This window comes from Actinokineospora cianjurensis (assembly GCF_003663795.1).
Classification (GTDB): domain Bacteria; phylum Actinomycetota; class Actinomycetes; order Mycobacteriales; family Pseudonocardiaceae; genus Actinokineospora; species Actinokineospora terrae.
Genome location: NZ_RCDD01000001.1, coordinates 2,663,587 through 2,676,674, shown reverse-complemented (window position 1 = coordinate 2,676,674; position 13,088 = coordinate 2,663,587). Strand labels below are relative to the sequence as shown.

General features: G+C 70.7%; 11 protein-coding genes. 7 read left to right on the top strand and 4 right to left on the bottom strand.

Features of this window, described 5'->3' with window-relative positions:
• The first annotated feature begins 65 nt into the window (after window positions 1-65).
• Complete coding sequence (locus CLV68_RS11960; protein WP_121390416.1) at window positions 66-866, top strand: DUF1684 domain-containing protein; 801 nt, start codon at window positions 66-68, stop codon at window positions 864-866.
• A 44-nt stretch (window positions 867-910) separates the two neighbouring features.
• On the opposite strand, the gene CLV68_RS11955 is transcribed toward CLV68_RS11960, so the two are convergent.
• Both CLV68_RS11955 and CLV68_RS11950 read right to left on the bottom strand, forming a co-directional pair.
• Complete coding sequence (locus tag CLV68_RS11955; protein ID WP_121390415.1) at window positions 911-1,639, bottom strand: DUF899 family protein; 729 nt, start codon at window positions 1,637-1,639, stop codon at window positions 911-913.
• Between the two features lie 9 nt (window positions 1,640-1,648).
• On the bottom strand, window positions 1,649-2,524 hold the full coding sequence (locus CLV68_RS11950) for a WD40 repeat domain-containing protein (RefSeq protein ID WP_147459954.1): 876 nt from the start codon (window positions 2,522-2,524) through the stop codon (window positions 1,649-1,651).
• A 178-nt stretch (window positions 2,525-2,702) separates the two neighbouring features.
• Between CLV68_RS11950 and CLV68_RS11945 the strand changes: the two genes are divergently transcribed.
• A complete protein-coding gene (locus tag CLV68_RS11945) occupies window positions 2,703-4,769 on the top strand; it encodes an ATP-binding protein (RefSeq protein ID WP_121390413.1) in 2,067 nt (688 codons plus the stop codon).
• Between the two features lie 56 nt (window positions 4,770-4,825).
• Here CLV68_RS11945 and CLV68_RS11940 read toward each other — a convergent pair whose 3' ends face one another.
• A complete protein-coding gene (locus CLV68_RS11940; RefSeq protein ID WP_121390412.1) occupies window positions 4,826-8,017 on the bottom strand; it encodes a S8 family serine peptidase in 3,192 nt (1,063 codons plus the stop codon).
• Window positions 8,018-8,188: 171 nt separating this feature from the next.
• Between CLV68_RS11940 and CLV68_RS11935 the strand changes: the two genes are divergently transcribed.
• The 4 genes from CLV68_RS11935 to CLV68_RS11920 all read left to right on the top strand — a co-directional run bounded on the left by CLV68_RS11935 (window position 8,189) and on the right by CLV68_RS11920 (window position 11,318).
• The gene (locus CLV68_RS11935; RefSeq protein WP_121390411.1) at window positions 8,189-8,674 is read left to right on the top strand and encodes a DUF1269 domain-containing protein; all 486 of its coding nucleotides are present in this window, start codon (window positions 8,189-8,191) and stop codon (window positions 8,672-8,674) included.
• Between the two features lie 84 nt (window positions 8,675-8,758).
• The gene (locus tag CLV68_RS11930; RefSeq protein WP_246009772.1) at window positions 8,759-9,370 is read left to right on the top strand and encodes a GAP family protein; all 612 of its coding nucleotides are present in this window, start codon (window positions 8,759-8,761) and stop codon (window positions 9,368-9,370) included.
• 12 nt (window positions 9,371-9,382) lie between these two features.
• Entirely contained in the window at window positions 9,383-10,162 is a 780-nt protein-coding gene (locus CLV68_RS11925; RefSeq protein WP_121390410.1) for a coiled-coil domain-containing protein, read from the top strand.
• Between the two features lie 55 nt (window positions 10,163-10,217).
• Window positions 10,218-11,318 (top strand): amidase family protein, encoded by a 1,101-nt coding sequence (locus tag CLV68_RS11920; protein WP_211346472.1) that lies wholly within the window; start codon window positions 10,218-10,220, stop codon window positions 11,316-11,318.
• Between the two features lie 152 nt (window positions 11,319-11,470).
• Here the strand turns inward: CLV68_RS11920 and CLV68_RS11915 are convergent, their stop codons facing one another.
• A complete protein-coding gene (locus CLV68_RS11915) occupies window positions 11,471-12,439 on the bottom strand; it encodes an LLM class oxidoreductase (RefSeq protein WP_211346471.1) in 969 nt (322 codons plus the stop codon).
• 60 nt (window positions 12,440-12,499) lie between these two features.
• Here CLV68_RS11915 and CLV68_RS11910 point away from each other — a divergent pair, with 60 nt between their 5' ends.
• Window positions 12,500-13,078: a TetR/AcrR family transcriptional regulator gene (locus tag CLV68_RS11910; RefSeq protein ID WP_092782904.1), complete on the top strand. Its 579-nt coding sequence runs from the start codon at window positions 12,500-12,502 to the stop codon at window positions 13,076-13,078.
• The last annotated feature ends 10 nt before the right edge of the window (window positions 13,079-13,088 follow it).

Genomic DNA, 13,088 nt, shown 5'->3' with positions numbered 1-13,088 from the left:
CGGCTCCCCCGCCGGGGCTATTGGCTGGTGACGTAGATCTACCAGCCAGGGAAGGGACGGGCGGGATGAGCACCGACGAGTTCGCCGGGCAGTGGCAGGCGTGGAAGGCCGAGCGGGAGCGGAACCTGGTCGACCCGGTCGGGTGGCTGGCGCTGGTGTCGCTGGACTGGCTGACCGAGCAGCCGACCGCCTACCAGGGCCTGCCCGGCCTGTGGTGGCAGGACGACGACGCGGCCTACGTCGACCCGGCGGGCGGCGACCTGAGCCACGACGGCACGACGCTCACCGAGGTCACGCGGTTCGACCTGGTGCTCAGCGGCCCGGGGACGCGGGTGCGGGCCGGGGACGTCGAGGTGGAGATCGCCCGGCGCGGCGGGTACCTGATCCGGGTGCACGACCCGGCGGCGGAGGTGCTGGCGGGCTTCCGCGGCGTGCCCGCCTACGAGCCGGACGAGCGCTGGGTGGTGCGCGGGGTGTTCGAGCCCTTCGACGAGCCCCGGCCGACGACGGTGGGCGCGGTGGTGGCGGGCTTGACGCACGTCTACACCGCGCCGGGGGTCATCCGGTTCACGGTGGGCGGGGTCGAGCACACACTGACCGCGTTCAACGGGAAGAAGGGCGGCTTCAGCGTCTTGTTCACCGACGCCACCAGCGGCGTGACCACCTACGCGGCGAACCGGTCGCTGGAGGTAGGCGACGCTGACGCCGACGGAGCGGTGGTGTTGGACTTCAACCGCGCGGTGAACCTGCCGTGCGCGTTCACGGCCTACGCCACGTGCCCGTTGCCGCCAGAGGGCAACCGGCTGCCGTTCCCGGTCGAGGCGGGCGAGAAGACGCCTTACGAGCAGGAGGCGTTGGCGCACTAGTCGACACGGGGGTGATCCGGCACCGGGTCACCCCCCTTCGGCGTTCACGTACCGAGGTCGTCGTCGCGGCCTGCCTTGATCCGGGACCACTGGGCGGTCGGGCGCCCGTCCTGCTGGAACTGGCCACCCCGCGATCCCCACCGCTGCGGCCAGCCCTCGGGCGAGTCCTCCCACAGTTCCTGCCTGCCGTGGACGGTCAGGTCCAGCAGGCCGTACGACGGGGACATCGGTTCGTTGCCGCGGCCGGTGGTCCAGTAGGTCTCGTAGACCTTGTCGTCGTCGCGCAGGTAGCTGACCAGGATGCCGAAGTGCCGGTCCGCGACCAGCCGGTCCACTGACTCCGGTGGCACGGAGTACCAGGGGACGGTCCAGCCCATGAAGTCGCGGTAGCGCGAACTCTCCTCGTACTGCCCCTGGCAGAAGGTCGCGTAGCTGACGTCGCGCGAGTGCAGGTAAGACAGCTCGGTGATGTGGGTGGTGGAGAAGGTGCACCCCTCGCACTGGTCCGCCGCGGGCTTGCCCGTGTGCCACATGTGGAAGTACGCCACCAGCTTGGACCGGCCGTCGAAGACGTCGATCAACGGTACCGGGCCGTGGGCGCCGGTCAGCTGGGTCGCCGGGTCGACCTCGACCATCGGCAGTCGACGGCGTTCGGCGGCCAGCGCGTCCCCGGCCCTGGTGTGGGCCTTCTCCCCGACCCGCAGTTCGTCGATTCTCGCCTGCCACGCCTGCCGGTCCGTGACCTGCGGAAGGGGGTGTTCACCTGCTGTCATGGGACGTGTCTAGCTCGGTGCCGAGCGCGGCACAACCCCGTCGAGCAGGGCATGGGGCGAGATCTCGTGTAACCGGCCGTCGGTGGTGCAGGCGATGAAGAGGTCGGCGGATCTGTGTAGGGCCGCGACACCGGTGATGGGTGTGGTGAGCCAATCGCGGGTGGGTAGGTCGTACAGGGCCAGCGGACCGGTGGGGGAACCGGTGGCGATGAACATGCCGTCGGTCGTCACCGCGAGCGTGGTGAGGACATGGGGGCTCTGGACTGTTGTCGCCTCCGACTCGGTCCAGAAGCGTAGTTCGGTGCCGACGGTTGCGAAACGGTTGTCCGGCAGGGCAATGCAGGCGTTGGCGTGCACATCATGCTTATGGCCCAACCGTTCGCCGGTGGTCATGTCCCACCAGGTGACACTGCCGTCCGCCGTTAGCGTGAGAACCACACCGTTGGCCACAGCCAGGTCTATGAGTGGGCTTCCAGGCGGGGTGACCGTGGTGACGGGCTGGAAGCTACTGGCGGTGAGTACCACCGCCTCGCCGGTGCTGGTGCCGATCGCGATGTGATCGGTGAACGTGGCCGCACTCGTGAGGGCTGACCGATGTCGGTAGAGCGGACGGCCGGTGAGGGCGTCGAACAGGGTGCCGCTGCGTCCGCCTGCAACGACCGTTGGCCCTACCTGGTGCAGGAAGCCCGAGGGGCGGTCCAGCGTCGAGACCGGGATGCCGTCGCGACGGACGGTGCCGCAGCGTTCGAGGGTCAGAACGGCGTCCCCCAGTGTGGTGATGGCGGTCGGCGCGGAGTCGCACCAGGCGTGTTCCAGAAAGGGGGCGCTGAATTCCGCCACCGTCGTCCCGGTTCGGCCGAAAGAGCCGAGTTGATCCATTTCCACCCGCCTCACCTGCGGTGATACCGTCCGGATAGGGTACTGCGACCCCTTTCCCACCCCGGCCGGAAAAGGGTTTTCCTGACCTTACCGAGCGTGTCAACCGAGCGTGATCGAGCATTTCGGCCATCACCCGTGCGGGGAAAGCGCTCAGCAGTGACCAGCGCGCGCCGATGACCCGCGCATGATGGTGGGCACCTCACTGGCGCGCACGGCCCTGTTCGCCGTGCTGTACCTCGTGGCGTCCGTCGCGGGGCGGCTGACGGTGATGGACAGCACCAACCTGAGCATGGTCTGGCCCGCCGCCGGGGTCGCGGTGGTGTGGTTCTGCGTGCAGCGCGGCGCCAGGACCCTGTGGGTGGACGCCTCGGTGCTCGCCGCCGTCACCATCGCGGTCAACATGTCCACCGGCGCCAGTCTCGGGCTCGCCGTGGTCGCCGTCGCCGCCAACCTCATCCAGGCCGGGGTGTTCGTCGCCGTCCTCGCCCGCTGGAACCCGGACCTGTGGACACGGCGCTCGACCGTCGGCCCGCGTGACCTGTGGGGGCTGCTCGGCGCCGCCGCGCTGGCCACCCTCAGCGGCGTCGCCGTCGGCCCGACCGCGCTGTGGATCATCACCGGGCACTACTCGTGGATGGCCGCCGCGGTGTGGCTCGCCCGCAACACGGCGGGCGTCCTGCTCGTCGGCGCCCTCGGGCTGTTCGTCGGCCGGGCCGTCAGCGCGCCCGGCTGGGTAGCGGCGGCCAGGTCCCGGCTCGCGCGGACGTCCCCGTGGCGGATCGGCGAGTACCTCGCGATCGCGGCCGGGTCGATGACCGCCTACCTCGTGGTGTTCGCGATCAACCACACGCTGCCGCTGGCGTTCTCGCTCATCACGCTGACCGTGTGGGCGGCCAACCGGCTGCCCACGGCGTTCGTGGTCGTGCACAACTTCGCGGTCGGCACGATCGCGGTGGTCTCCACGCTGCAGGGCGAGGGGCCGTTCGCCTCGGTCGGCTCGCACGCGGCCAAGGCGTTGATCGTCCAGCTGTTCATCACCCTGGTGGCCGTGGTCGGGCTCGCCCTGGCCCTCGGCCGCGACGAGCGGGTCGCGCTGCTGCGGGAGCTGGCGGCCAGCCAGCAGGAGGCGACGCGCCGGGCCGAGCTGATGGCCGCGATCATCGACTCCATGGGCGACGGGCTCACCGTGGTGGACGCCGACGGGCGGGTCACCCTGCGCAACCCGGCGGCGACGCGGCTGATCGGTGGGCGCATCAGCCCCGATGACACCGTGCGGGACAGTGAGCACTATGGACTGTTCCACCTCGACGGGACACCTATGGCCACCGAGGACACGCCTTACGCGCGGGTGCTGGCAGGCCACGACGTGCACGAGATGGACATCTTGGTGCGCAACGACGGTGTGCCGGGCGGACGGATCATCAGCGTCAACGCGACCGCGCTCCCTGACGGCCACGGGCACGGTAGCGCTGTCGTTCTGTTCCACGACGTCACCGCCGAGCGTCGTCACCGCGACGAGTTGGCCACCTTCGCCGGAGTAGTGGCGCACGACCTCTTGAGCCCGCTGACAGTGGTACAGGGTTGGACTGACGCAGCCAGTGAGTCGCTAGATGCCGTACCCGCTCACCCAGCGCTGGATCGCGCGCAAGCCGGGCTCGGTCGCGTTACGCGCGCGGCGACCCGGATGCGCGGGCTGATCAGCGACCTGTTGGCGTACACGACCGCGCGGGACGCTGTCGTGGCACCGGTGGCGGTAGACATGACTGCCCTGGTGGACGACATCACCGCCACGCGCATCGACACAGCTCTAGCGACTGACGCAGCGGTGCCCGAGTTCTATGTAGAGCCGCTGGAGCCGGTGCACGCAGACTTGGTGCTGGTGCGCCAACTCCTGGACAACCTCATCGGCAACGCGATCAAGTACACCGCCCCCGGGATCACCCCTCGGCTGCACCTGGCCTCAACGCGCCGGGGCGACACTGTCCGAGTGACCTTGACCGACAACGGAATCGGCATCCCCACCGGCCAACACGACGCCATCTTCGACAACTTCCACCGCGCCCACCACACCGCCGACTACGCGGGCACCGGCCTGGGGCTGGCCATCTGCAAGCGCATCGTCGAACGGCACGGTGGCACTATCACTGCCACCGACAACCCCATCGGCGGCTCCCGCTTCACCTTCACCCTGCCAGCCGTCGGTACCACCCTCAGGCCCGCCGACCGCGCGGTGCTCACCGCCGCTCAGTAATAAGGGCTGTGGCCGACCACAGAGGTCGACCACAGCCCCAGGACAGAGCTAGAGAGCTACTTCAGCCCGTAGGCGCGGATGATGGTCTGGTCGACCGTGGCGCCATCCGTTGCCTTGGCGGTGGTCTTGAGTGAGACGTACTTCGCTGATGCCGGGTGGTAGAGGAGCGCGAACGGGTTGGCCCCGTTGGCGATGACGGGGGCCGGGAGCCAGGTGGCGCCGTCGTCGTAGGAGATCTTGAGGGTCGGGGTGGAGACGCCAGCGTCACCGGAGCGCTGGGTGTAGATGGGAAGTACGAAGAGGCGGCCTGACTTGGCCTGGTTGTGGTCGTCCAGCGACGGGGCGAACCGGACCACGGGGAGCTTGACGCGGGCCGCCGAGTCGCCGGGGGCGTGTTCGGTGGTGAACGTCCACTCGACGGTCTGCTTGGTGGTCAGGTCGAACGGGGCCTCGCGGGTGCCCTCGGCGCGCAGGCGGTACGCGGCTCGCTCCGGCGGCAGGACGGCCCGGAGGTCGCCGCCGTAGTCGGACCTGGCCACCAGTTCGGTGCCGCGGAACAGCTCGGTCTTCGACGCCGCCGTGGTGGAGTAGCCGGAGTGGGTGGGGTCTTGGTCGGAGTAGAGCGGGATGCGGACACCGATCTCGTCGCCTTCGCGGAAGACACCGGTGTAGTCGGAGTCGGGTAGCGCGGCGCCGAACACGCCCGAGTTCCACTTCTGGACGGTGGGCCTACCTGCCTGGTAGACCACCGGCCGGTCGACTGCCTGGACTGCCTGCGCCTCCCAATCGGAAGGCCCTTGGGAGAACGACTCGTACCACTCGATACCCGGGCTGTAGAGCTGGTCGAGCTTGGCGGGCAGCGGAAGCCGCGCAACACCGTTGAACGTGCCGAAGCCGCCCTTGCCCTGAGCCGCCGCCTCGCCGCGCACGCTGACCAGGTCGCGGTCGCGGTAGTGCCGCTTGAGGTTGTTGGGGACACGGTCGGGGTAGGTCGTACCGACGGAGTACTGGTAAGGGCTTCCGGCGAACCCTCCCTCGGCGTCCGGCTTCGCGAGCCTGGCCTGCACGGTGAACCGCGCGGCCCCCTTCTTCGCCACCGTGGTCGAGGGGATGAAGTAGAACGAGTCGAAGGTCGAGGTGATGATGCCGCTGCCGGTTGTCGAGTACGCTGTGTCCACCTCGAAGAGCGTCTGACCGCTGCCGATCCGCGCGTCCTGGCGGTCGGTGGTGACCGCGAGTTCGGTGCCCTTCTTGCCATCGACCACCAGGTGCGTGTCCTTGGTGATCTCGACCCTGGGCTCGTACGCGACCACCACGTCGTTCGGCCCGAACGAGTCGCCGTCGAAGAAGTAGACGCCCTTGGGCAGCCGGACGACGGACTTGGCCGGGCTGTCGAAGCTGCCGTACCCCCGCGGCTGGTCGAGGTTGACGAACCGGTAGAAGTAGCCTGCCGGGTCGGTGGACCGGTTCTTGAACTCGACGGTGACGTCGTAGCTCTCGACCTCCTTGTCCACCGCGAACGGCGTGCGGACGACGCTAGAGCCGCTGGTGGCGACAACAGCGCCCGAGTAGACGCCGTCAGGACCGGCGACCCGGGTGTCAGCGGTGACCGTCACCGACGCCGTGCCACCCGCAGGTACGACAACCTGGGACGGCGACACGGTCAGCAAGCCAGGAGCTGCTCCAGGACCGCGGATGTCAGCGGTGACAGCGAGAGTGGCCGGGTTCGTACCCGCGTTGCGGTAGGTAAGAGTCCGGGTGATGACCGGGTCGTCGTTGTGCGGCCAGCGGGCGATGCCGAGGCTCAGCGACCCGACCTCCGCGGTGAGCTGCTGGGTGGTCGCGCGAACCACGTCCACGCGGCCGCCGCCCTGCTCGAACGGGGTCAGCGCCGGGTTGGGCTTGGCGGTGCCGACGAGGGTGGCCTTGAGCCGGTCGGCCTTCCAGTCCGGGTGCTGCCCGGCCAGCAGGGCCGCGGCGCCCGCGACGTGCGGGGTGGCCATGGAGGTGCCGGACAGCGCGACGTGCTTGTCGCCCACCGGGTCGCCGATCTGGCCGTGGACGGCGCGGGCGGCGACGATGCCGACGCCGGGCGCGGTGATGTCGGGCTTGATCGCCCCGTCGCCTGCCCGCGGGCCGCGGGAGGAGAACGGCGCGAGCGACTCGTCGCGGTCGACAGCGCCGACGGTCAACGCGGCGTCGGCGGCGGCGGGTGAACCGACCTGGCCCGCGGTGTTGCCCGCGGCGATGACGAACAGCGTGCCGGTCTCGGCGGTGAGCCGGTTGACCGCCAGCGAGGCCGGGTCGTCACCGGCGGACGGGCTGGAACTGCCCAGGCTGAGGTTGACCACGTCCGCGCCCTCGGCGGCCGCCCACTCCATGCCCGCGATGACGTCGGACTCGTAGCCGCCGCCCTCGTCGCCCAGGACCTTGCCGTTGAGCAGGGTGCTGTCCGGCGCGACGCCCTGGTAGCGGCCGGACCCGGTGACGGTGGCCGCGACGTGCGTGCCGTGGCCGACCCGGTCGTCGGTGTCGGGCGAGTCGCTGAAGTTGCGCGACCGGGTGACGGCGCCCGCCAGGTCCGGGTGGGTCTCGTCGACGCCGGTGTCGAGCACGGCGACGGTGACGCCCTTGCCGGTCAACCCGGCCTTCCACGCCTCCGGGGCGCCGATCTGCGGCACGCTGCGGTCCAGCGACGCGGTGACGCGGCCGTCGAGCCACACCTTGGTGAAGCCCGCGGCCCGGGTGCCCACCAGCGGGGTTCCCTTGGGCAGGGCGAAGGAAGCGCCGCCGATGCTGGGCAGCGCGCGCTGCTCGGTGGCGGCGATCTTCGGCGCGGTGGTGTTCGCGTCGTAGGTGGCGATCAGCGGGGTGGTCGAGGTCGACCGGTCGTCGAACCCGTCCCGGATCAGGGCGGTGACGTCGAACAGCCGCCGGTCGAGCCTGCCCGCGCCGAGGTCCGCGAGCACGTCGGACGGGAACACGTGCAGGTCGCCCCGCTCGTCGAGGCGCTGCACGAACCGCACGTGCCCGCGCCCGGAACCGGGTCGGACGATGGCGCGCTTGCCCACGACCGTGACGCGGTCGCCGGTCACCAGGGTCACCTGGCCCTGCGCTCCGGTGGTCGATCCCGCATCCGGGGCTGGTTGGGCCCTGGCGTCGCTGACCGGCCCCACCGCGATCGTGGCCGCCGCGACGAGGGCGGCGGCGACCACCCCGGTCCGGTGCCGTCGAGGTCGTTGTGGCATAGGACATCTCCCCCAAGCTCGGGCGGCGCTGCTCGCCGCGCACCGGTACGACGCCGAAGTGATCTTCGGCGTTGCCCCGCGGACCTCACCTGCCGGATGCGATGCGCGGGCACCGGCGGCGCGGCGAGACTGGGTGTCGACGGCGCAGGGCCGAGGAGGAGGGAACACCGCATGTCAGCGACCTTGACGGTATGGAAGTTCGGCACGGCAGAAGGAGCGGCGCGGGCGCAGGAGACTTTGGCGGAACTGCAACGGGAGGGCACGGTCACCCTCGTCGACGCGGCGGTGGTGACCTGGCCGGAGGACGCGAACAAGCCGAAGACCAAGCAGCTGCACGGCCTCGCCGGATCGGGCGCGCTGACCGGGTCGTTCTGGGGGCTGCTGTTCGGGATCCTGTTCTTCATGCCGATCCTGGGCATCGCGGTCGGCGCCGCGGCGGGCGCGCTCGGCGGCAAGTTCACCGACATCGGCATCGACGACGCGTTCATCGGGCAGGTGCGGGCCACCGTCACCCCGGGGACCTCCGCGCTGTTCCTGCTCACCGAGGACGTCGTCGTCGACCGCGTCCGCGCCGCGTTCCCCGGTGACCAGGCCGAGTTGGTGCACACGAACCTGAGCGAGGACCAGGAGACCGCGCTGCGCGCCGCGTTCGCGTGATGACCACGACGGTCCGCGCCGCGCGCGGGCACCGGGGCGGGGACCTGTCGACCGGTCCCCGCTCCCTGGTGGCAGGAGGTGGACGTGTCCGGTAGTACGGCGATCCTGCCGTTGGCGATCACCATGATGGCGGGGCCGCAGATCCTGTCGGCGCTCGTGTTCGTCACCGCGCGGCGGCCGGTCGCCCTGTCCTTGGCGTTCATCGGTGGCGTGGCGGTCGGGGCGAGCGCGGGCGTCGTGGTGACGTCGTGGCTGGCGGGGCGCGTCCTGGTCGACGTCGAGCCGATGGGGCTGGGCATCGAGATCACGCTGGTGGCGATCCTGCTCGGCCTGGCGCTGTGGAACCTCGTGCAGCGCGACAGCGTCGAGCCGCCGAGGTGGCTGACCGGCATGATGGCGGCGGGCGCGGCCAGGGCGTTCCTCACCGCGGCCCTGCTGATCACCCTCTTCCCGTCCGACGCGGTCGTCCTGCTCACCGTCGGCACCGACCTGGCCCGCACCGGGTCGCCCGCGCTGGCCGCGTGGCCGTTCGTGCTGGCGACCACGGTCATCGCCGCGCTGCCCCTGCTGGCCTACCTGGCTTTCGGCGACCGGGCCCGGCGGGCGATGCCGCGGGTGCGGGAGTGGCTGACCAGCCACACGTGGCTGGTCAACGTGGTGGTGTGCCTGTTCTTCGTCCTGCTCATCCTGCTCTGAGGAAGGCTCCCGATGTCCGAGATAGTGCCGCTGTCCACCGGCTTCGACCTCGCCTGGCGCGGATACCGCAAGCGGCAGGTGCGCGAGTACATCCGTTGCGCGGAAGAGGATCTGCGATACGTGAGCGAGGACCGGGACGCGGCATTGCAGAAGGCGCAACGGGTCGCGGACGAGCTGGAGCGGGTCAGGCGCGAGAACCTGGTGCTGCGGCAACGGATCGATCGGATCTGCCGGGCGCCGGTCGACCTGGCGGGGGCGGAGGACCGGGCGCGGCGGGTCATCCAGCTGGCCCAGGCGGAGGCCGAGGAACTGCTGGCGCGAGCACGGGCCGTCGCCGCGCGGAGCTGGTCGACGGTCCGCGCGATGGAGACCGCGGCCCGCGACCGCCACGAACGCCTCAACCGGGTCGCCGAAGCCGAGCACACCGCGCTGACGGCCCGTACGCACACGCTGATCACCGCCCAGTCCGCGGCGGCCGAACGCCGACGGCAGGAGCTCGACGAGGAAGCCGAGAGCCTGCGCGGCAGGGTGATGGCCGACTTCGACCTGGCCATGTCCGCGCGGCGGGCCGAGCAGACCACGGAGCTGGCCCGCGCGCGAGAGCGGGCCGAGGAGCAGGCACTGCGGGTGGTTTCCAGCGCGGAAGCACAGGTCCGCGCGTTGCACCGCCACCGCGACTCGGTGGCGGGCCGGTTGCGGGAGGTGCGGGAACTGCTGGTGGAGGCCGAGTCCGAGCTAGGCTTCAGCCGCCGGACGAGCACCGTCCGCGCACTGCCCACCGCGGGAGCCTGACCCGTTCAGTCGCGTGTGGACAGTGAGTCGATCCACACGCGACGGAGGAGCCCCGGTGATCGCCGACTACCTGGCCACCTCGGGCACCGACATCGCCCGGCTGGTCACCACCGGCCAGGTGTCGGCGGTCGAGGTGGCGCGGATGGCGCTGGGGCGGTGGCGGGAGGTCGACGGACGGCTCAACGCGTTCCAGCGGGTGGCGCCGGACGAGGTCATCGCGGCGGCGCGGGAGGTCGACCGGCGACTGCGGGACGGGGAGGTGCTGCCGCTCGCCGGAGTACCGATCGGGGTGAAGCTCGGCGAGCGCCGAGTGGGGAAAGCCTTGGTAGCAGCAGGATGCGTGGTACTGGGAACCACGAGCGTCCCAGGCCCGGGCACGCCGTGGCGGACCTGGGGGCGCACGGACAGGGGCCTGACCCGCAACCCGTGGCGGGCGGACCGGACACCGGGCGGCTCCTCCGCGGGCTCGGGCGCGGCAGTGGCGGCCGGGGTCGTCCCACTGGCCACGGGCGCGGACGGCGCGGGATCGGTGCGAATCCCAGCAGCGTGGTGCGGCGTGACCGGCGTGAAGATCACCTCAGACACCCTGGTCACCCCCGGCATCCTCGGCGCGTGGTCAACAGACATCCGAACCAGCCTCGAACTGCTACTACGCCGTCGACTACCCCTACGCGACCGGATGACACGCACCGACGCTGGTGGGCTGACGGCGGCGTGGTCGGCGGATCTGGGGTTTGCTGATACCGAGGATGGGCAGGCGGCGGTTGCGAGGGCGGCGGTGGGGGTGCCGCTGGTGGAGGTGTCGGTGGAGTTGCTCGATCCGCGGGAGGCGTGGTTCGCGTACCGGGCGGGCGAGGCCGTGGACCTGGCGGAGAACCGGCGGCGGTTGGCGGAGGTGTTCGAGCGGGTCGACCTCATCCTCACGCCGACGACGCCGGGTGGGCCGCATGGGCACGGGGGCCCCGGGGGGCGGATGAGCACGGCGCTCACCTGGCTGTTCAACCTGACCGGGCACCCCGCCGCGAGTGTGCCGGTCGGGTTCGCCGCCGATGGGTGTCCGGTCGGGGTGCAGGTCATCGCGCGCGGGCACCGCGAACAGGACCTGCTGGGCGTACTTGATTTCACTGGTTCACGAAATCCGCTCGCGCCCTGCTGAAACCGCCCGCCCTTTGTTTCGTGACGTGCGGAAATGGCGGGAATTGGCCCGCGGTGCACAGTCGTTCGCATTCGCGGACAGTGACGGCCGCCACGTCCGGCGAATGCCGAACCGGGTCGGGGAACCCCGCTCCCCCGACCCGGCGGGGACCCTCAGTGGACCTTCGCTGCCTCCGGGAAAACGGTCGGGAAGTGCGGCAGGACGTTCTCCGCGATCTCCTGCAACACCTCCGGCGCTGGCCTGCGGCCGTACTTCAGGTTGATCGCGACGTGGTTGACGCCGATGTCGTGCAGTTGGCCCAGGTGGTCGACCAGCGCGCGCCAGCCGGAGCGGAAGCCCAGGTGGATGGGCTTGGGCACGCCGTTGGCGTCCTCCTCCAGGTCGATGTAGAGCGACTGGGCGAACGGCTTCCACTCCGGCGTCGCCTGCTGCCAGGCGGTGGTGATCATCCGCTGCTGGACGATCGGGCGCGGGTACATCAGCCAGCCGTCGCCGTGCTCGGCGATCCACTCGATGTCCTGGCGGCTGTTGCCGGTGACCAGCAGCGGGATCCGCCGCCCGACCGGCTTGGGCAGCAGGTCGGTGCCGCGCAGGGTGCCGTAGACGGAGTCGACGTCCGGGAAGTCCTCGGCCCACAGCCGCCGGATGGTGGTGACCGACTCCCGGAACAACTGGCCGCTGTGGTCGCGGTTGAGCCCGTAGGCCGGGAACTCCACGCCGCGGTCGCCGGTCGCGGCGCCGATGACCAGCCGACCGCCGCTGAGCTGGTCGAGCGAGGCGGCGGCCTTGGCCACGTCGATCGGGTTGCGCAGCGGCAGCACGGTCGAGCCGGTGGCCAGCGCGATGCGGCTGGTCTTGGCGGCGATGTGGGTCAGCCAGACCCAGGTGTCGTGGAGCTGCCCGCCGTCACCGAAGGACAGGTCGAGCAGCGGCACGTCGCGCGCCCAGAGCGCGGCGAACCCGCGCTGGTCGGCCAGTACCGATTGCTCCACCTGCTCGGCGACGTCGAGCCGGGGGACGGCACCGGAGTAGGACTCCAGCGGGTACATCAGCCCCAGCGTCAGCTCGCCCTGCCGGAACATCGCGTCCCACCCGGGTCGGTCGCTGAAGGTGTAGGTCATGAGCGCTCTCCTCGCCGAATACTTGACCTCAAGGTCTAAAACAGTCTACCGTTCCCGACCATGGGGAGACCCCGGAAATTCGACCCTGATCGGGCGGTGGCGCAGGCCGCCGAGACCTTTCGGGTCAACGGTTACGCCGAGACCTCCCCGCAGGACCTCGCCGACAGCATCGGGATCGGCAAGGGCAGCCTGTACAACACCTTCGGCAGCAAGCACGAGCTGTTCCTGCGCAGCCTGGAGCACTACGCGGGGGTGTCGTTGCACGAGCTCAGGGCCGTGCTCGACACCGAGGGGACCATCCGGGACCGGATCAGGGCGATGCTCACCGGGTTCGTCGACGCCGACCTGGCCGACCCGGACCGGTGCGGTTGCCTGGTGGTCAACAGCGCGGTGGAGATCGGTCCGCACGACGAGCACGCCGCCCGGCTGCTCGGTCGGTCGTTCGACTCGTCCCAGGCGGTGCTGCACACGGCGTTCATCGCCGCGCAGCAGGCGGGCGAGATCGCGGCCGAGAAGGACCCCAAGGCGTTGGCGTGCCTCATGCAGAGCACGATGATCGGGTTGCGGGTGCTGGCCAAGGCCAGGGTGGACCGCTCCCGGTTCGACGCCGCGATCGACGCCGCGATCATGGCGATCTGACGGTCATCCC

Excerpts from the sequence above, each read along its gene's own strand:
- CLV68_RS11935 (WP_121390411.1), top strand. The coding sequence starts at position 8,189 with ATGTCAGCGACCTTGACGGTATGGAAGTTCGGCACGGCAGAAGGAGCG.
- CLV68_RS11955 (WP_121390415.1), bottom strand. The coding sequence starts at position 1,639 with ATGACAGCAGGTGAACACCCCCTTCCGCAGGTCACGGACCGGCAGGCG.
- CLV68_RS11940 (WP_121390412.1), bottom strand. The coding sequence starts at position 8,017 with ATGCCACAACGACCTCGACGGCACCGGACCGGGGTGGTCGCCGCCGCC.
- CLV68_RS11915 (WP_211346471.1), bottom strand. The coding sequence starts at position 12,439 with ATGACCTACACCTTCAGCGACCGACCCGGGTGGGACGCGATGTTCCGG.
- CLV68_RS11960 (WP_121390416.1), top strand. The coding sequence starts at position 66 with ATGAGCACCGACGAGTTCGCCGGGCAGTGGCAGGCGTGGAAGGCCGAG.
- CLV68_RS11945 (WP_121390413.1), top strand. The coding sequence starts at position 2,703 with ATGATGGTGGGCACCTCACTGGCGCGCACGGCCCTGTTCGCCGTGCTG.
- CLV68_RS11910 (WP_092782904.1), top strand. The coding sequence starts at position 12,500 with ATGGGGAGACCCCGGAAATTCGACCCTGATCGGGCGGTGGCGCAGGCC.
- CLV68_RS11925 (WP_121390410.1), top strand. The coding sequence starts at position 9,383 with ATGTCCGAGATAGTGCCGCTGTCCACCGGCTTCGACCTCGCCTGGCGC.